General features: G+C 65.8%; 18 protein-coding genes and 2 pseudogenes. 5 read left to right on the top strand and 15 right to left on the bottom strand.

Annotated elements, in window-relative coordinates:
* Positions 1-10 precede the first annotated feature (10 nt).
* From OG300_RS06195 to OG300_RS06210, 4 genes are read right to left on the bottom strand one after another with little or no spacing between them, the layout of a single operon-like run.
* Positions 11-1186, bottom strand: a complete 1176-nt coding sequence (locus tag OG300_RS06195; protein ID WP_405493029.1) for a DUF6545 domain-containing protein — start codon at positions 1184-1186, stop codon at positions 11-13.
* A 15-nt stretch (positions 1187-1201) separates the two neighbouring features.
* Complete coding sequence (locus tag OG300_RS06200) at positions 1202-1702, bottom strand: hypothetical protein (protein ID WP_405493031.1); 501 nt, start codon at positions 1700-1702, stop codon at positions 1202-1204.
* Positions 1699-2091, bottom strand: coding sequence for a hypothetical protein (locus tag OG300_RS06205; RefSeq protein ID WP_405493033.1), 393 nt, complete (start codon positions 2089-2091; stop codon positions 1699-1701). The genes OG300_RS06200 and OG300_RS06205 overlap by 4 nt, the downstream gene beginning before the upstream one ends.
* Positions 2081-2755: a hypothetical protein gene (locus OG300_RS06210; protein WP_405493035.1), complete on the bottom strand. Its 675-nt coding sequence runs from the start codon at positions 2753-2755 to the stop codon at positions 2081-2083. Before OG300_RS06210 ends, OG300_RS06205 begins: the two co-directional genes overlap by 11 nt.
* A 272-nt stretch (positions 2756-3027) precedes the next feature.
* On the opposite strand from OG300_RS06210, the gene OG300_RS06215 reads away from it, so the two are divergent.
* Complete coding sequence (locus OG300_RS06215) at positions 3028-4065, top strand: DUF5753 domain-containing protein (protein ID WP_405493037.1); 1038 nt, start codon at positions 3028-3030, stop codon at positions 4063-4065.
* Positions 4066-4102: 37 nt separating this feature from the next.
* On the opposite strand, the gene OG300_RS06220 is transcribed toward OG300_RS06215, so the two are convergent.
* Both OG300_RS06220 and OG300_RS06225 read right to left on the bottom strand, forming a co-directional pair.
* Positions 4103-4723 carry a cytochrome b/b6 domain-containing protein gene (locus OG300_RS06220; protein WP_405493039.1) on the bottom strand — a complete coding sequence of 207 codons (621 nt, stop codon included), beginning with the start codon at positions 4721-4723 and terminating at the stop codon, positions 4103-4105.
* The gene (locus OG300_RS06225) at positions 4707-5441 is read right to left on the bottom strand and encodes a molybdopterin-dependent oxidoreductase (RefSeq protein ID WP_405493041.1); all 735 of its coding nucleotides are present in this window, start codon (positions 5439-5441) and stop codon (positions 4707-4709) included. Before OG300_RS06225 ends, OG300_RS06220 begins: the two co-directional genes overlap by 17 nt.
* A 104-nt stretch (positions 5442-5545) precedes the next feature.
* Here OG300_RS06225 and OG300_RS06230 point away from each other — a divergent pair, with 104 nt between their 5' ends.
* Positions 5546-5728, top strand: a complete 183-nt coding sequence (locus tag OG300_RS06230) for a hypothetical protein (RefSeq protein WP_405493043.1) — start codon at positions 5546-5548, stop codon at positions 5726-5728.
* Between the two features lie 11 nt (positions 5729-5739).
* Here the strand turns inward: OG300_RS06230 and OG300_RS06235 are convergent, their stop codons facing one another.
* The 7 genes from OG300_RS06235 to OG300_RS06265 all read right to left on the bottom strand — a co-directional run bounded on the left by OG300_RS06235 (position 5740) and on the right by OG300_RS06265 (position 14099).
* Positions 5740-9096: a molybdopterin-dependent oxidoreductase gene (locus tag OG300_RS06235; RefSeq protein WP_405493045.1), complete on the bottom strand. Its 3357-nt coding sequence runs from the start codon at positions 9094-9096 to the stop codon at positions 5740-5742.
* A 93-nt stretch (positions 9097-9189) separates the two neighbouring features.
* The gene (locus tag OG300_RS06240; RefSeq protein ID WP_405493047.1) at positions 9190-9936 is read right to left on the bottom strand and encodes a type 1 glutamine amidotransferase domain-containing protein; all 747 of its coding nucleotides are present in this window, start codon (positions 9934-9936) and stop codon (positions 9190-9192) included.
* Between the two features lie 63 nt (positions 9937-9999).
* Positions 10000-10485, bottom strand: a complete 486-nt coding sequence (locus tag OG300_RS06245) for a MarR family winged helix-turn-helix transcriptional regulator (RefSeq protein ID WP_405493049.1) — start codon at positions 10483-10485, stop codon at positions 10000-10002.
* Between the two features lie 183 nt (positions 10486-10668).
* Positions 10669-11283 carry a hypothetical protein gene (locus tag OG300_RS06250; protein ID WP_405493050.1) on the bottom strand — a complete coding sequence of 205 codons (615 nt, stop codon included), beginning with the start codon at positions 11281-11283 and terminating at the stop codon, positions 10669-10671.
* A gap of 519 nt (positions 11284-11802) precedes the next feature.
* Positions 11803-12114: a DUF4190 domain-containing protein gene (locus tag OG300_RS06255; RefSeq protein ID WP_405493052.1), complete on the bottom strand. Its 312-nt coding sequence runs from the start codon at positions 12112-12114 to the stop codon at positions 11803-11805.
* A 96-nt stretch (positions 12115-12210) separates the two neighbouring features.
* Entirely contained in the window at positions 12211-12783 is a 573-nt protein-coding gene (locus OG300_RS06260; RefSeq protein WP_405493054.1) for a dienelactone hydrolase family protein, read from the bottom strand.
* Between the two features lie 101 nt (positions 12784-12884).
* Positions 12885-14099, bottom strand: a complete 1215-nt coding sequence (locus tag OG300_RS06265; protein ID WP_405493056.1) for a cytochrome P450 — start codon at positions 14097-14099, stop codon at positions 12885-12887.
* A gap of 127 nt (positions 14100-14226) precedes the next feature.
* Between OG300_RS06265 and OG300_RS06270 the strand changes: the two are divergent.
* Positions 14227-14983: pseudogene (locus tag OG300_RS06270) on the top strand (M15 family metallopeptidase).
* 41 nt (positions 14984-15024) lie between these two features.
* On the opposite strand, the pseudogene OG300_RS06275 reads toward OG300_RS06270, so the two are convergent.
* Positions 15025-15336 (bottom strand): annotated as a pseudogene (locus tag OG300_RS06275) (protein kinase); the annotation flags it as partial.
* A 7-nt stretch (positions 15337-15343) separates the two neighbouring features.
* Entirely contained in the window at positions 15344-15568 is a 225-nt protein-coding gene (locus tag OG300_RS06280) for a hypothetical protein (protein ID WP_405493058.1), read from the bottom strand.
* Positions 15569-15904: 336 nt separating this feature from the next.
* Here OG300_RS06280 and OG300_RS06285 point away from each other — a divergent pair, with 336 nt between their 5' ends.
* Positions 15905-16330, top strand: a complete 426-nt coding sequence (locus tag OG300_RS06285; protein WP_405493060.1) for a pyridoxamine 5'-phosphate oxidase family protein — start codon at positions 15905-15907, stop codon at positions 16328-16330.
* A gap of 88 nt (positions 16331-16418) precedes the next feature.
* Positions 16419-17675, top strand: coding sequence for an alpha/beta hydrolase family protein (locus OG300_RS06290; RefSeq protein WP_405493062.1), 1257 nt, complete (start codon positions 16419-16421; stop codon positions 17673-17675).
* The last annotated feature ends 31 nt before the right edge of the window (positions 17676-17706 follow it).

The following is a 17706-nucleotide window of genomic DNA, read 5'->3' on the forward strand; positions in this document are numbered from 1 at the left end:
GGATCCCGCCCTACTGCTCGCCGACGGGTCCGATGCGTGCAACTGCCTGCCGTGCAACGCTTTTGGCTGCGAGCTGGCGTGCGTAGTTCCATTCGGTTGCGAGAGCGGTGAGGTCGCGTACTTCGTCCTCGATATCCGCGCAGGGTGAGGGCGCACCGGGGATGCGGTCGGATACCGGTGTTCGTTCGGCCTTGGTCGTCAGCGCACGGGCGAGTTGAACTGCGCGGCGCAGGGCTTGGGTGTTGTGTCCCGAGACTTCGATCGCCGCGTCGATCTCGGGTGGGTTGGGGGTGATGTAGTGCGTCAGGATGAGGATGCAGTCGCGGATTTCGATGATGGTGCGGTGGAGCAGGAGCATGCTGTGCTCGGGTAGTCCGGGCGGGGTGTAGACGACATGCGGGCAGGTATCGGTCAGGTCTTGCCATAACGGCAACAGTCGTTTCCGGTGTCGTGACCAGCGATCCAGCCCGGCACGCTCGATTAGCAGACCGGCCAGCGGGATGCTCATCAAGATTGCGGCCAGCATGGTCAGGAAATATGGCGCACTCCGGTTGGTGAGGTCCAGGACGCGAACAGATCCGGCATAGTGACCGGCCATGGCGTGCCCTGCAGCGGCGAGTGCCGCACTGAAGAGGTACGCGGTCTGCGCGACCGTGCCGATGAGTACCCAGGTGTAGAAGCGTCGTTCGGGTGCGGGGAGTGTCTCGCGGAGACGAGAGATGCTGACACTGCCCAACGCCCAGCAGACGAGCAACGCTATCGGCGCGGCCGACAGCCAGTAGCCGAGTTCCCACCAGCCTTGCCGGTCGAGCATGACGTGATGTTCCCGCGCTGGTGTACCGAAGCCCAGTGCGACCGAACCACTTACGGCGGCCAAGCCGTATGCGGCGGCCGGAGGGAACGCGGTCCCCTTGGCGTTCATCGCGACGATGATCTCTGTGCCGCAGGTCAAAGCGTAGGCCGGTGCCGCGAGTTGCGTGACGGTCGTCGGGGGCAGATGTCCGATGGTGGCAAGATGTTCGATGATCGGGTGACGCGATGCGGCGAGCAGCGCCGACGTCGTGAGACAGAGGTTCATCGCGCGATCGACGATGGTCGAACGAAACCAGATCATCCGGACGACGATGACAGTCGATCCGAAGATCAAGCTCGACAGCGAAATCCAGGAAGCCCAGTTCGCCTGCATAACGCCCTCATGGTTTCAGCTGCGGAAAATCGCTTGTTCCCAGGATGATTCCGGATGCCGCCGCCGCGCCTCGTACATGATCAGCGAGGCGAAGAGTTCTGCCTGCGTCTCGATCTGATTGTCATAGTCGCTGCGTCCCAGCACGCGCAGCACGTTGTCGGGGTCGAAGTGCGGGAAGAGGATCTCGACGGCATTGCGAGTGGATTGTTCGGAGACGCAACCGGTGTGGTCGAGCAGCAGATGGCCGAGTTCGTGCAGGATGATGTGCTCGATATGAAAGGCCGAGCTGTCGGCGTCGTAGGCGACGACGATGGTCTGTGTGCCTTCGAGCATCACTCCACACGGGAATCCCTTGGCCGTGAGCCCGGCAATCGGCGCGAGCTCGATCGGTTTGCCCACCAACTCGGCGACCTGACGGGTGAAGGTTCCGAGATGCCACGGTCGCGGGAGTGTGAGGGTGGCGATGAGCTGATGCACCTGCTTCACAAGGGAATTCGGGCGCTTGTGAAGTCTCATCGCGAGTCCAGCAGTGCCGTCATCTCGAGCGGGGCCGGGCCGTCGCCGCATACGAGGTGGCCGCGCAGGGCCATCCGTCCGATTCCGAAGTCGCGCAGTTTGGCCAGCAGCTCGAGCTGGGAGTGCAATTCGACGACGTCGGGGCCATCGTCGGTCAGATACCGGGTGGCGACGCCGAAATGTTCTGCCAGCGCGGCCAGTATCGTTCGATCGCCCGTCTGCGCGCCTCGCCGCAGCTCATCGAGCGTCGCGCCGGTCAATACGACGCCGCGGTCGCGCAGTCGCAGTGCGACCTCGTCGTTGCTCTGTTCGGGTTCCGAGCGTCGATGAAAGGTCGCGAACAGCAGATCGATTCGTCTGTCGAGTGGTGGAACGACGTTACCGTTCATGGGTTCTGAGTGTCCGTAGCTTGCGGTCCAGTCGATGCTGGAACTCCCGTTCGAGGTCGCCGGTCAGGTCCGGCTGCTTGCCTGCCAGCCAGCGCCGGTACAGCTTCTCATCCGATTCTCCGTCGCCGCCCACGGGAACGTCCAGCAATTCGCCGAAGGTGAAGGCGAGCAAGGGATGCAGGGCGGCAGGCTCGCCTTCGGTGTGGTTGCGCTCGAGCAGATCGGTGACGAACATCCCGACGATGGTGCTCACCTGTGAGTCGAACGCGGTGCTGATGGCTCGGGCCTGATCCCGGTCGAGTGCGGGTCCGCTGGTCAGTTCGGCAAGCCGGCGTTGTGTGGTCATCAATTCGAGTACGAGGTCCAGCGGCAACGCGATCTCCGCGACGCCGGGATCCAACACGGGTGGGACGCGCGCCGTCACCGACTGTGGCGGCTCGCCGTCCCAGTAAGCTCGCGCGGCGCTGCCCGAAATCCATTGCAGTGCTTGATCGAGCTTCGCGAGGGTGCTCGGTCGTGGATCCTCCAGCCCTCCGGCTTCGACTCGCACCATTGTCGGCACCGTGGGTCCCCCGGCGGTCTTCACTGCCTCGAGAGTGAGGTTGAGCTGCCGACGGCGCTCGCGCACGACTACTGCGAAATGCTCCGGGTGGCCGACTGGCATGGTTGGCAGTGTAACAAGGCTTAACTAAGGGGGACAACAGTCGACCATTCTCCTGTCGTGGGCACTGTAGGCCACATGGTGCGACTAATTTTAGTGGTATCTAAGTCTTGATATTGCTCTATGTATGCGCTGACTGCTATCTTGATGTTGTGGGCAGCATCCTGCCGTGGTCGCCGCTGGCGGGTGTCGGACGTGGGCCTGGTCGTCTCGGTTGCGGTTCCCAATCATTAAGCGCTGCAACATCTTTCGTGTAGCTGCTCTTGTATTTGCAAGTGCATCAGGCCTACGATTTCATGGTGGAGAGGAACTCTGAACAGCGAGTTTCACACGATGGAACTCGTGGCGGAGACGGGCCGCGGAGTCTGTTCGCCGTCAGTCTTGCCGAGCTGTGGGAAGCCGCCGACAATCCGACACTGGATCGTGTCGCCGCAGCGGCGGCGGCTCGGATGCGGGCGGCCCGCGGCAAGGGCTCCGGCTGCCGGGTTTCGGTGCAGCGAATCAGTGACTGGCGGGCGGGGAGGAACGTGCCGGCCAGGTTCGAATCTGTGGTGCCGGTGCTTCTGACTCTGATCGAACTGGCCGGTTCACCGTCCCGGATCCCGAGGGGATTGTCCGATCTCAGGGCATGGCATCGGCTGTGGAAAACCGCTCGGGGGGTGGTGGATTCGGCCGAGCCGGGTGTGCACTCGTTGTCACCGCGTCGGCGTCGTGGCGTGCTGCCGCCCTTTTCCGAAGCCGATCTCGCACTCGAGGCCGCAGCGACGATGATCCGTGCCTTCGAATGCCTGCTGGTTCCTGAGCTGCTGCAAACCGATGATTACGCTCGTGCGGTCGTCACTCTCGGGTACTGGAGCCCTTCCGAGCAATTGCGCAGGGTGGAGTTGCGCCGCAGGCGTCGGGAGATTCTCGGTCCAAGCGGCGGACCTACCCTTTGGGCGGTGCTCGACGAAGCCGTCCTGCATCGACCGGTCGGCGGGACGCAGGTGTTGCGTACTCAACTGGAGCACTTGGTGGAAATGTCGAGCAGGCCGAATGTCGTAATCCAGGTCTTGCCGTTCTTCGCCAGTGGCCATGCGGCCGTGGGCACTTCGTTCACAATGCTCCGGTTCGCCGGAGACGCACTCCCCGATATCGTGTGCCTGCCCCGGTTGACCGGCGCGGCCTACTTGGATCGTCCCGACGAACTCGATCCCTACCGCAGAGCCATGGATCACCTTGCCGTACAGGCCGAGACAGGGGATCGCTCCCGGGCGCGCCTGGTAGCTGCCGCCGCCGAACTCGCCGGCGATTCGAGATCCGACCGCTGCTGATCCTTCTACCGGAGTCGAGCACGACTTGCCGAGCTTCTCAGGACTTCTCGCCCTCCTCGGCTGCCCACAGTTCGTGTTCGTCCGCCGCCCAGGATTTCCGCACCGACCCGGAGAGCATGCCGCGCATGGCTTCTCGGTCGCGTAGCGCGTACATGAGGTGGCCTACGACCAGGATTCCGAAGGCCAGGGCGAACCAGTCGTGGATGAGGGTGGCGCCGGTGCGCCAGGCCAGGCGGGTCCAGTCGGGGAAGTACATGACGGTGCCGGTGCCGAGCAGGACGAGGATCGATCCGGCGCTGAGGGCTGCGTTGAGTTTTTGGCCGGCGTTGAATTTGCCTACTTCTGTGCCGGCCAGGCGGCGGCGTTTGGAGCGGAGCCAGAGCCAGTCGGGCTTGGTGAAGCGGTTGAGGCGGGACAGGTCGGCGCGGTAGGCGCGGGATGCGAGGCCCAGCAGGATCGGGACCGGTAGGGCGAATCCGCAATAGACGTGGATGGTTTCGACGATGCCGCGGTTGCCGACGAGCACCGCCAGGGAACCGTTGTACAGGATCGCGGCGGTGAGGATGCAGATCAGGACGAGGGCTCCGGTCGACCAGTGCACCCAGCGTTCGGCGCGGCTGAACCGGTGCAGATCCATTGCCTCAGCTGGTCGGGTCATCACTGCGTCCGTTCGATTGTCCGACCCAGCCGTCGATCGAATAGCCCCGGTGCTCCCAGTAGCCCGGGACCACCTCGCTGGTCAGTTCGATCCCGGAAAGCCATTTGCAGCTCTTGTAGCCGTACATCGGCGCGACGTACAGCCGCACCGGTCCGCCGTGGTTGTGGCTGACCGGTCCGTCGATCATCTCCAGTGCGACAAGGACATCGGCGCGCCGGGCCTGTTCGAGAGTGAGGCTCTCGGAGTAGGCGCCGTCGAAGGAGGTGAATCGCACCGCCTTCGCTGCACTCTGCACCCCGGCCTCGTCGAGCAGGTCGGAGAGTCGCACGCCGCTCCAGTGCACCTCGGGCACCCGCCAGCCGGTGACGCATTGGAAGTCGCGCACCAGCGTCGTCTGCGGCATGGCTTGCAGGTCGGCGAGGGTGTGACTGCGCTGGGCGTCGACCAGGCCGGTGATATCGAGTCGATAGTTGCTCGCGTCGCGCCGGGGCGCGCCGCTGGTGACCGAGTAGAAGCGAAAAGTGTTGCCCACCGGCAGAAGTCCGACCAGGCCGGTGGGGTCATGGTTGCCGATCGGTCCGAGTATCGCCTCGAGGCCCTTCTGGAGCTGAGCGCCCCCGAGCACGCCCGCCACCCCGGCGGTGAGCAGGCCGAGCACCACGCGACGCCCGACGGGTGCGCCGGTGCGGTCTCGCTCGGCAGGTTTTTCGGTTGGCACATGTCCACTATCCACCGATTTCCGTCACGACCGCCGCCGTGGTGGCGTCTAGGCTGAGATCAGAATTCGCCGCGCCCGCGGTACAACTGAAAGAAGGCAGCCTCATGCGCAGCCCCATCCTCGTCGCGATCGGCGTGATCATCGGACTGGCCGGCCTGCTCTGGTCGTTGCAGGGCTTCGGTGTGGTCTCGGGCAGCCCGATGAGCAATACCGTGACCTGGTCGATCATCGGACCGATCGTGTTCATCGCCGGAATCCTCGTCGCGGTACGCGGCTACCGGCGCTGAGGCGATTCGGCTCAGGCGTCGATATCGATGTCCGACGCGGGTACCGCCTGGCAGGTCAGGCACGACCCGTCGTCGAGATGATCGGTCTCCACGAAGTGGGACACCTGCCCGGTGCGGACGGTGACCGCGCAACTTTCACACTGCCCCACCCGGCAGCCCGAGGGCAGACGCAACCCGGATCGTTCGGCCAATTGCAGGATCGTGCCGTCGTCCGCGCTCCAGCTGAGCTCGCGGCCGGAACGGGTGAATCGGACCGTGTGGCGGGTGTCCGGCGATGCCGAGACCGTGCGCTCCGGTGCGCGGAAACGTTCGGAGAAGATCTCCCAGCGCGGAACACCTTGCGCGCGTAGGTCGGTAGTGAGGGTGGAGAGCATCGCCGGGGGACCGCACAGATAAAAGCGTGCACGGGCACCGATCAGACCCGGATCCAGATCGGTGACCCGGACATGGCCGTCGATGTCGTAGTCACGGCCGCGAACATCGGTGGCGAGCGGGTCGCGATAGTGGGTGACCACGCGCAACCGAGGCCCGATGGCCGCCGCGAGTTCACGCAGCCGCTCGCGGAACGGATGGTCGGCGGAGTTCGCGACACCGTAGTGCAGCACCAGTTCGGGCACGGTCCCCCCGGTGGCGGCAATGGTCTCCAGATAGGACAGGAACGGGGTGATCCCGATACCACCGGCCATCATCACGACCGGCGTGTCGATATCGGTGGGCACGACGAACAGTCCAGCGGGGGAACCGATTTCGATCCGATCCCGCACCTCGAGGGTGTCGTGGACATAGCCGGAGAACCGGCCGAGCGGTGCCCGCCGGACAGCGAGGCGATAGCCGTCGCGGCCATTCTTTCGCGCCGGGCCGATCAGCGAGTAGCTGCGCTCGACGGACTCACCGTCACCCGGGATCGTCGACCGCAGCGTGATGTGCTGTCCCGCACGATAATCCGGAACCTGCGCACCGTCTTCCGGTACCAGGTGCACGGTCCGCACATCCCGGCTGACGGTGTCGGCGGCCTCGACCAGGAAGGTGCGAGTCCCCTGCCACGAATGATCGGCGGGCTCCGCGGTGACCTGACAGGTGAACGAGCGCAACGGGATCGAACCGGAGATGGGATCGATATTCTCGTCGTCGATGAGCAGGTTGAAGTTGCTGCCGTCGGCCGAGAGCGGATCGAGCCCCGCCAGTCCGAGGTCAGGATCGGCTTGCCACCAACCATATTCGGCGATGACGACGTTGCGGTGCAGACTCTCGTCGATGCGGGCGCGCAGCCGCACACTGCCGGTGCGGGTATCCACGCGCACCCACTGCCCGTCGGAGATGCCACGCTCAGCGGCGGTCACCGGACTCAGGTCGATGCGCGGGTCGGGGGAGCGGCGGCGCAGCGCACTGATCTGACGATGCTGGCTGTGCACGAAATAGCCGTTCTTCGCGCACGTCAGCACCAGTGGGAAGGCCGGTGTCGGCGCGGCCGGAGCCTGGAAACGCGGGACCGGCGAGTAGTCGTGGGCTGCGAGCTGTGCGCTGTAGAGCTCGACGCGACGAGTCGGGGTGGCGAAGCCGGTGGTGCGGTATTTGCGGTGGTGCTGTGGCGCGGCAACGGTGATGCCGCCGGGTCGCGCGCGCAGGTCGGTGACGGTGAGTCCGAGCGGCCGCAGCTGGTGATTCCAGCCCGCGTCGATGTCCCCGTCGAAGAACAACTCGCCCATGCCCATTCGGGTCGCCAGGTCGAAGACCACCTCGGTATCGGAGCGGGAGGCTCCGACCGGTGCCACCACCCGGGGCCGCAATTGCACATGCCGCTGGGCGCGATGGTCGACCTCGAAGCCGATCCGCAAGGCCTCACGCTCCCAGGCGCTACCGGCCGGCAGAACGATCTCGGCATAGGCGGCAGTCGGATTGTCGAACAGGTCGATGTGCACCTGGAACTCCAGCGCACGCAACGCCCTGGCCGTGCGCGTCGAATCAGGTTGGGAAAGCAGAAGATTGGATCCGAAGCCGATCAACGCGCGCACCTGATAGGGATCCTGCTCGAGGATCGCGCGGGACAGATCGCGCGCGGTGATCCAGCCCTGGGCAGGCGGCCCGAGCGGGCGCTGCGCCAGCCCGAGCGTCTTGGCGGCCTGCGTCGCAGACAGCAACTCGGTGCGATCGGCGATCGGGTTCGACGGCAGGCCCGGCAACACGACATTGCCGCCGGGCGCGTCGAAGGACCCGGTCAGGGCGTAGAGGGTAGCGAGTGCGCGTTCGGTCTGGGTCGCGTTGGCGTGCTGGCCGACTCCGGTCCAGCCGTAGTAGGACACCGACTCGGCCGCGATGATCGCGTCGGCCAGCGCGAGGAAGTCCGCACGGTCGACACCGGTTTCGCGGGTCACCCGTTCGAGCGGCCATTCCCGGCAGGCCCGCTCGTAATGGTCGAAGGCGGGCGCACATTCGACGATCCCGCCCGCGACCGGGACGCGGTAGTCGCCACCCAAGGCCGCCGCGTCGGGATCGGCGCAGGGCAGTTCGGTGTCGTACGGGCGCGGCGCGGCAGCGTTCTCATCCCACACCACGAACCCCGTTGTGCCTGGCCAGATCTCGTCGGCCCGCAGGAATGCGCCGGTGTCGCCGCGGACCAGCAGCGGTGCGTTGGTCCACGCGCGGACGAACGATTCATCATGGCCGCCGCCGCGAATCAACTGGTTGGCCAGGCCGAGCGCGAGGGCGGCGTCGGTGCCCGGACGCACCCGCAGCCAATGGTCGGCGCGCAGCGCGGTGGTGGACCGGCGCGGGTCGATCACCGCCACCCGCGCGCCGCGCTCCTGGGCCGCAGCCAGGGCGCTCGACTGCGCGAGCCAGGTCTTGGCGGGGTTGAAGCCCCACATGATCGTCAGGTCGGTCTCGGCGTAATCAGGCACCGGCATCCCGGTCCCGAAGGTGAAGCGGTGGGCAATGTCCTTGTGCCAGTTGCAGATCTCGGTGCTGAACACCGTATTCGGGCTGCCGAATCCGTGTACGAAGCGCTGCACCCACTCCATGCCGTCGCACAGTCCGGTCCCCGACGGGGTGGCGAGCGCGAAGGCGACCGATTCGGGTCCGTGCTCGGCCGCCAGGGCCGTCAGCCGCCCGGCGATCTCGTCGAGTGCCTCGTCCCAGCCGATGGGTTGCCACCCCGGATCCGGATCGCCCTTGGGTCGGGTTCGTCGCAGCGGTGTGGTCAACCGGCGGGAATTGTGGACGATCTCCGCGGCCGAACGGCCCTTCGGGCACATCGACCCGCCGGTCGGATGGTCGGTATCCGGCCGCACCCCGACGATTCGGCCGTCCGACACGGTGTACAACGCCCCACACCGCGACTTGCACAGTGTGCAGAATCCCTTGATCTCCACCACTTCACGGTAGGCCGGGCCCCGGTCCGGAAACGATGGGCAAATGTCCCTCGCATCAGCCGAATCCAGCGCGGTCGAGGCCGTGCGCGGCCGCTACGTCGCCGCGAGCAGATCCGCGAACCGTCGAGCGAACAGATACGCGTCGCCGGGCCAGCGCGCCGAGAGATAGTTGCCGTCGAGCACGGTGAAGGCGGGGGCATCATCGGTGGCCGTGCCGCGGCGCAATTCGACAGGGCCACACTCGAATTGGGTATCCGGCTGGATCAGCGCGGCGCGCACCTCGTCTTCGACATACGCGGGATAGGTCCGGTAGTAGCGCCCTCGCCGCCACGCCGTGAGGTAGTACCCGCCGCGTTCCATGTACTTGGGCAGGCAGGTGGTACGTCGTTCGGCCAGCACGCTGCGCCCGGTGGCCGCGTCGCGCGCTCGCGCCAGCACCAGAACACCGTGGCAGATAGCCCCGACCGGTCGGTTCAGCGCCCAGAACCGCGCGACCTGCTGTTGCAGCGTCTCCGAACCGAGGTACTGCCGCATGCCGGGTGCGTGGCCGCCCGGCAGGATCAAACCGTCGAAGTCCTCGACATTCAGCTCCGACCATGACACCGCGTCGCGGAACTCGGGCGAGTCGACCAGCTGCCGGTAGAACGCTTTCGGCTCGTCCTCGGCACCCAGCTGGCCGAACAGCACACCGGTCAGCAGCAGCGGATCCGCCCGCGGCACGTGCCCGGCGCGTTCGACGGCGAAGGTGATGTGGTGCCCGGCATCGGTCAGCATCCGCCATGGCACCGCAACCTCGGTCACGTCGAAGTCGGAATCGGGCAGCGGAATCAGAATGCGCACGCGACGATCCTCCCATCCCTCGCGACCGAAACTCGGTTCCGACCGTCGGCGGGCATCGCCGAGTCATGCGCGCGGGTAGGGCTCCATGTCGTGGAGCCGCTGGCGATGAATTCTGTGCAGTTCGCCGACCTTGGTGAGGAATCCCGCGATCAATTCGAGTTCGGCTGGGGCGTACCAGGTTTGCATCATCTTGTTCCCCTCTTCGATCAGGGAGGCGAGGAGATCTTGGACGCGGCGGGTGGCCAGGTCGGTGGCCACGACGATGACGCGGCGGCGGTCGGTGGGGTGCAGGGAACGGGCTATGTAGCCCTGCTTCTCGAGGCGATTGAGCAGAATGGTGGCGCCCGCCGCGGTGAGGCCGAGGCGTTCGGCGAGCATTCCGGGCGTGGAGTTTCCGTCTTCGAGGAGGACGATTTCCAATGCGCGCCTGTCGGTTTCGTTCACGCCCAGCAATCGAATCAATTCGCGAGCCAGGTCCTCGAGAGTGCCGTGATAGAACTCCAGGGCTTTTCTGAGTTCCACTGTGATCCAGGCGGGTTCGGTTGACATCGGACGCACAGGCTCCCCTCGAAGGCTTGAAACATGAAACCTCTCAACAGAAGTCACCGGCCACGGTTCGCCCGTGCGATAGGCTGCGCCTGATACCGGGACTGGGCTGGTGGATACAGCCCAGTCCCGGTATTTCTCATTCAGCGTGGCAGCCGGGCATCGCCATGCCGCCTGCCCGCCGACTCAGCTGACGGTCGTGCTGGTCAGGGTCGGTGACGGGCTCGGGTAGCACGCGGTCGCGACATTGCCGACGATGCTCACCTTGGTCGTCATGGTCATACCGGGGTTGGAATAGCTGGTCCCGGCGTATTTGCTGGTGATCGGGGTGCCGGGGGATCCGGCGGTGACATTGATGGTCACCGCGGGCGGGGTGAAGCTGGTGCCGCCCGCGATCGGACCCGGCACGGTGAGCACCACGTTTCCGCCCGAGGTGCTGACCGTGCCCGCCACCGTGCCGCCGGATGCGGTCGCGGAGACCAGGGTCGAGTTCGCCGGAGTCGGGAACGTCATCTTGAGGTTGCTGATATTGGTGACGGTGAATCCGGAGGCCGAACTGGGCACCGAGGAGGCGCCCGGGGTGAGCGTGATGGCCACCGCGGAGCCCGAGGTCGTCGAGGCGGGCGCGGTGCCGGCCACCGTGGTGGACATGCTCGAGGTCTGGCTGATGCCGAAGATCGTGCCCTGACAACTCCAGTTCACGCTGACCGACGCGTTCGCAGGGGCGGCCAGACACAAGACGGTCGCGAGCGCCATCGGGGTGACGACACCGGCGCGCAGCAGAAGGGAAGAGGTTCTCATGACAATCTCCAAAACGAGTAGCAACGGCGTGGCCGGGGGGAAGTCTCGCCGTAATCGGAAGGGATTGAAATGTAACCTGTTCTGATCTGGCGGGAGTTGGCAATGGAAATAACGGTTTGGTATCGAAGGGCTTCTCGAGCGGGTCGCTCGGTATGTACTTATCCGCTATTAAATATTTGGGCTGGAAAGTTAATTTCACTAAGGCGACCGGGTGATTCGGGGCGAGCGTCGGTGCTCGGGCCGGGTGTGGCTGTTGCTGAAATGTCTCGGCGCGTCGGATTTCGTGATCCTGAACAGCGCATACTCGGATAGGTGATCATGATGACAGCACTCCCGTGTGTCGCATCTCAGGTGCTCTCGTTGTAAGTGATGTGCTGGTGAGGGCTGAGTGTTGTCTGCCTCTCACTGAAATGAGCGGTACTCCATCAATTCGAGTGGAAGATCTCGATACGGTTACGAATATTTACGATCCAGAAATCGTTAGCCCGGATTTATCTAGACCATGCGAATTAACTGACATCAATGTCCCCCGATTGCCATCAGCCCGAAAACGATGCCGCCGAAGATCAGCACGATGGTCCCGAGGATGCCGAGAACCATGCCGATGACAACCTGGTGGCGGCCACCGAATGCCCCACCGGACGCGTCGATCTCACGCAGCGCCCGCAGTCCCGACACCCACGCGATCGGCGCGCAGACTCCACAGCAGAACAGTCCGAGCACGCCCAGGGTGAGCACCAGCGCGGCGTTCGGATGTTCGATCGGGCCGTGCTGCGGTGGCTTCCACATTCCGGGACCGGCGAGCGGCATACCGCTGTAAGGATCGAACATTCGGTGAACCTACCCTTGAAGTTCGGTCTGCCGAACTAGCCATGCCGACCGAAGCCGCAGTCCGCGAATATTCGGCTACCCAGATTTTCCCGGGCGTCAGCCGTCGATCGTGCCGGACCGTTCGGGGTTCGCCGGGGATCGATCATCAACCGCGGCAATGAAATCAGCCGTCATCCGGTGCCACCGCCGCGGTCTGCGCAACATGAAATGCCCGGCCCCGTCGACAGCGGTCCACTGCGCGTCCACTCCGCGCTCGCGTGCCGAATCGACCTGGCGGCGCGAGGATTCCGGATCGGTCCACTGATCGGCGGTACCGTGCAGCACCCGCAGCCGACACGTCGTCGGCACCAGCGTCGCATCGTCGGCGGGCCACCACGGCGCCAATGCGACGATCGCGGCGACATCGTGCGCGGCGGCCAGATGCACCGCGACCCGTCCGCCCATCGAGTGCCCGACCACAGCGATGCGATCGACGCGCGAGCTGATTCGGCGCAACGCCGCCTCCGCGTCGGCGAGCGCGTCCAGCTCCGGGGCATTCCAGCCGCGATAGCGGTAGCGAACCTGCTCGACCAGATGGTCCGGACCCAATCGTCGCCGCAGACTCCGCGTGAGTGCCCGGGTGCGCAGCTGCGCGAGCTGCCACGGCCGCGCGCGACGGCGACTGGTCACCTTTCCACCGGGGAGAACCAGAACTCCATACGCCGGTGCCGCCTCACGATTTGCGCGCACCCTTCGATTTCGATGCGAAGCGGCATCGGGTTTGTTGTGAATTACGGATGCAGGCGAATGGGAAGCCGATCGAGGCCGCGCAGAACCACATTGGTTTGCCAATGGGGGGTGAAGGTTTCGTCGGCCAGGCGGAGTTCGGGGAAGCGGGCCAGCAGCGCGGTGAAGGCGGTGACGGCTTCCAGACGGGCCAGTGGAGCGCCGACACAGAAATGCAGACCGTGGCCGAATCCGAGGTGGGCCGAGGCGTCGGCGGTGACGTCGAGCCGATCGTGGTGGGCGTAGCGGGCGGGGTCGCGGTTGGCGGCCGACACCGCCACGTACACGAGTTCGCCTGCGGGGATCTCGGTTTCGCCGAGCCGCACGGGTTCGACGGTGTAGCGCAGGGTGGCCCAGCCGACCGGACCGTCGTAGCGCAGGAATTCCTCCACGGCCGCGGGGATGGCGCTGGGGTCGGCGCGCAGTGCCTCGAATTGCGCGGGATCCTGCAGCAGCCGGTACAGCCCGTTGCCGATCAGGTTCACGGTCGTCTCGTGGCCCGCCAGCAGCAGTAGGAACGACATCGACACCAGTTCGTCCTCGCTGAGGCTGTCGCCCGCGTCGACGGCGTGCACCAGCCCGGACAGCAGATCGTCCACGGGCGCGGCGCGTTTGGCCGCGATCAGCCCGCGCAGATAGCCGCCCATCGCGGCGGCCGCGGCCTGCGCCTGCTCGGCGGTGGCGGCACCACCGATGAGCACCTTGTTCCAGGCCCGGAAGTCGTCACGATCCTCGAGGGGTACCCCGAGCAGTTCGCAGATCACGATGGTGGGCAATGGATTCGCGAACACGGCCAGCAGATCGACCTCGTCGCGGTCCGCCAGCTCGTCCAGCAGCGCGGCGGTGATCTCCTCGATGCGCGGACGCATGGCCGCCACATGCCGAGGCGTGAACGCGTGATTGACGAGCTTGCGCAACCGAGTGTGATCCGGCGGATCGGTATTGAGCATGTGCCCACTGAGCGCGGCGGTGTCCTCGAACAGCTCCTGCCCGTGTGCCTCCAGCACCTCCCGTAGCCCAGCGATTCCCTTGCGAAACCGCGGATCCGTCAACGCCGTCCGCGCTTCCGCATACCCGATGACCACCCAGAACGTGGCCCCTCGGTTGCCGCGAAGCTGGTGTACCGGCCCATTGGGCCGCCAACGCCGGTAGTAGGCGTGCGGATCGGCGTGGAAATCATCGCCGATCTGCTCGATGGGGTCCACGGCGGTGTCTGCCATCTCGTCCTCGCTGTGCCGTTGGGTGCGGATTGCCCACCACGCTACCGAATCGGTTGGCGGGCCGCCTTTTTCGCAGCGTGGGAAGGATCCGGTATCGAGGGCCGCGCGCTCCTGATAGCTTGCACCGATGGCTGATCTGCGGCGTTGCCTGGTGATCCTGACCGCGATCGGACTCACCGCGGGTTGCGGATCCGGTACGCGGACCGGGCAATTCGCCGCGCCATCGACCGAGCACAGCGTGACAGCCACCAGTGCTGCCGCACCGAGTCCGGTGGTGCCGCCGGTCTCCGCGCAGGCCGCTGCGGCCGGGTTCGTGGACGTTCGTACGGTGGTGCCCGATGCGAAGATCGACCTGCGCTACGCGACGACGAACAACTTCGTCGGGGTGGCTCTGTATCCGCCGGACGCCCGCTGTTTGATTCACGATTCCATGGCTCCGGGCCTCGCGACAGCGGCTGACATCCTGCGCAAAGATGGTGCGGTGCTGGTGTTCTGGGACTGCTACCGCCCGCACGAGGTGCAGGTGCGGATGTTCGAGGCGGTGCCGAATCCGGCCTGGGTGGCCAAGCCGGGTAGCTTCGCGCGCAGTCACGAGACCGGCCGTTCGGTCGACGTGACGTTCGCGCACACCGACGAGCAGTGCCCGGCCGCACGGAAACTGGACACGTTGTGCCTGGCGGAGATGGGCACCGATTTCGACGACTTCTCGCCCAGCGCGGAGGCTTTCGCCGCTGTCGATCCGGTAGCGCAGGCCGACCGCACGCAGTTGCGTGAGGCGATGCGGGCGGGCGGGCGGGCTCACCGTGTACAGCGGTGAGTGGTGGCATTTCGATGGTCCCGGCGCGAATGTCGAGCGGCCCGTTCTCGATGTTCCGGTCGACTGAATCAGCGGTGCAACACCGCGTGAATGAGCCGCGGCCAGCCCGCGCGCGGCCTGGGCGAGAATATCCAGCGCCTGCGCGGGATCGAGCCCGCTCGGACGCCGCCGCAGCAGCGTCGCGACATTGGATCCCTCGACGTACTGCATGGCCAGCCACATCACCCCGCCGCTGCTCCCGCAGTCGTGCACCGACACCACATTGCGATGATCGAGTTGCGCGGCGAGGTGTGCCTCACGCTCGAAGCACGCCCGGAAAGCGGGGTGGCACAGCCGGTTTGGGTCGAGGACGGAGTCGAAACAACCGGAACGGCCGGTCTGTCGGGGCTGCCGACAAACCGGCCGTCGATGTTCGCGCACCTCCCGGCTAGTGGTGCTGCATTTTCTGCTTCATGGACTTGTTCATGTCCTGAATCTCCGAACGGGCCTGCTGGGCTTCGCGCTTCATGCCGGCGCCCAGGCGATCCATGTCGCGCTTGGCGTCCTCGGCCACGCGGTTCATGTCGTCTTCCATGCGCTGGCCCTGGTCCTTCATGCCCTGCTTGGCCTTCGCGGCCATCTGGCCGGGTTTTCGGCCCTTGCGATCAGACATTCCAACCTCACATCGGTAGGTTTCTGGTCCGAACGGCAGAATCGGACACCGGTTATCGCCGGGTCCGCGGAGTCTCCGAGCGCTGTCGCGACCCGCGCCGCGGGGCGAGGTCACCGACAACCGGATCTTCGCGGCAACTGTAGAGACAATTGCGCCTCGTCAAGCCTGCCGACACGACCTGCCGCTGTCAACGGTTTCCCCGAAAATCGGGCGCTCACCAGGCGGTTTACTCACGCACGACGCACCGGAAGTCGAGATGGCAGGTCGCGGTGTCCGCGGTCTGCCCCTGAACCGCCCTTGGCCACATAAGACGACCGTGGGCGGTTAGGGTCGTACATGCCAACTAGCTTGCCTACCAAGGCTGTCGACGCGATCAACAGCGGATTGCTCGCCCATCTGGTCACCATCGACGAGGACGGGGCGCCGTATGTGCGGTGTGTGTGGACGCATGCCGAAGCCGACTCGCTGACCATCGGGTCGATGAGTCTGGACAAGCGGTATATCCGCAATCTGCAACGGGATCCGCGGGTGTCGATCTCCTACCAGTCGGGTGTGATCGATGACCACGGGCTGGCCGAGTACCTGGTGGCGGAGGGGCGGGCCGAGGTCAGCGAGAGCGGTGGCCGGGTGCTGCTGAATCGGCTCGGTAAGGCCTATATCGGACCGGACGCGGACTTCCTGTCCGATCCCGCCGCGGGCGAGGGCAATGTGATCCGGGTGCGGCTGACCAAGGTCAGTGGCGTCGGAGGCTGGCTGCACTGAGCCTCTCGTACCTGTGGGTGAGGGTTCGAGGCGTGATCACTCCAGGGAGTGATTGACCGGGTTTCGTGCACGGCGGTGAGCTTTCGGTATGACTATCGAGGTTCACCGCCACCCGCGAAACCGTCGCACCCGGGCCCGCGCGGGAATCGCCGGGACCGCACTGCTGCTCGGCACCGCACTCCTCTCGACGGCATGCCAGAGTTCGACGGGCTCGGCACCGGCGGACGAGCGCGGGCGACTGGTCGAGGTCCAGCACCTGCGCACGTATTCACCCGACGATGTTCGCGCCGAACTCACCGCCAACGAATTCGACACCGGGGCAGTGAAATTCGGTGTCGACACCTACCGGCTGACCTACCGCACCGTCGGCGCCGACAACCAGGCCACGACGGCGAGCGGACTGCTCGCACTACCTGTCGACGATCAGCACGAGTTGTCCACCGTCGTCTACGAGCACGGCACCCAGCCCACCAAGTCCGAGGCCCCTTCGACCACGCAGGACAGCGGCGACCTCGCCGCGACGCTAACCTACGCGTCCGCCGGATTCGCCGGAGTCGCACCCGATTACCTGGGGTTGGGACTCGATCCGAATCCGCACCCCTACCTGGACATTCCGTCCGAGACCACCGCATCGGTGGACATGCTGCGCGCCGCCCGCGCCCAGACCGCGACCCTCGGCCGCCAACTCCGCGTTGACGTCGCGATCGCGGGATTCTCTCAGGGTGGGCCGGCCGCGATGGGACTCGCACGCGCGCTACAAGCCAACGCGGACAACAACTTCCGGGCAACGGCGGTCGCCGTGATCAGCGGTCCGCTCGATATCCGCAACGCGGAACTGCCCGCACTGTTCGACGGCCGTGTCGCCCCCGCCGAGGGTGCCTTCTATACCGCGTACCTGCTGGTGTCCTGGAACCGCCTGCATGGCCTGTACCGGTCACCCGGCGAGCTGTTCCAGACCCTCTATGCCACGACCGTCGAGCAACTCTTCGACGGCACGCACGCCTTCGAAGACATCGTCGCAGCCCTGCCGCCGGACCTCGACCATCTGCTGACTCCTCAGGGAATTGCCCTGTTGCGCAACCCGACCGGCCCCTTCGCCACCGCGCTGACCACCGCGGACAGCACCTGCACCGACTGGACGCCCACGGTGCCGATCCGGCTCTACACCGGCAGCCAGGACCGCGATGTCACCCCGAACAACAGCGCCGATTGTCAGACCGCGCTGCGCGCCCGCGGCGTCGAGGCCACGATCGTCGACCTGGGCGCGGTGGATCACAACGGCTCCGGCGTTCATGGCACCGCAGACGCTGTGCGCTGGTTCCTCGAGTCGAATACCGCTAATTAGCAACAGGATTCGTCGAGAGTTCAGCCCCGGT

The sequence above is a fragment of the Nocardia sp. NBC_00511 genome, from assembly GCF_045161165.1.
In the GTDB taxonomy this organism is placed as follows: Bacteria; Actinomycetota; Actinomycetes; order Mycobacteriales; family Mycobacteriaceae; genus Nocardia.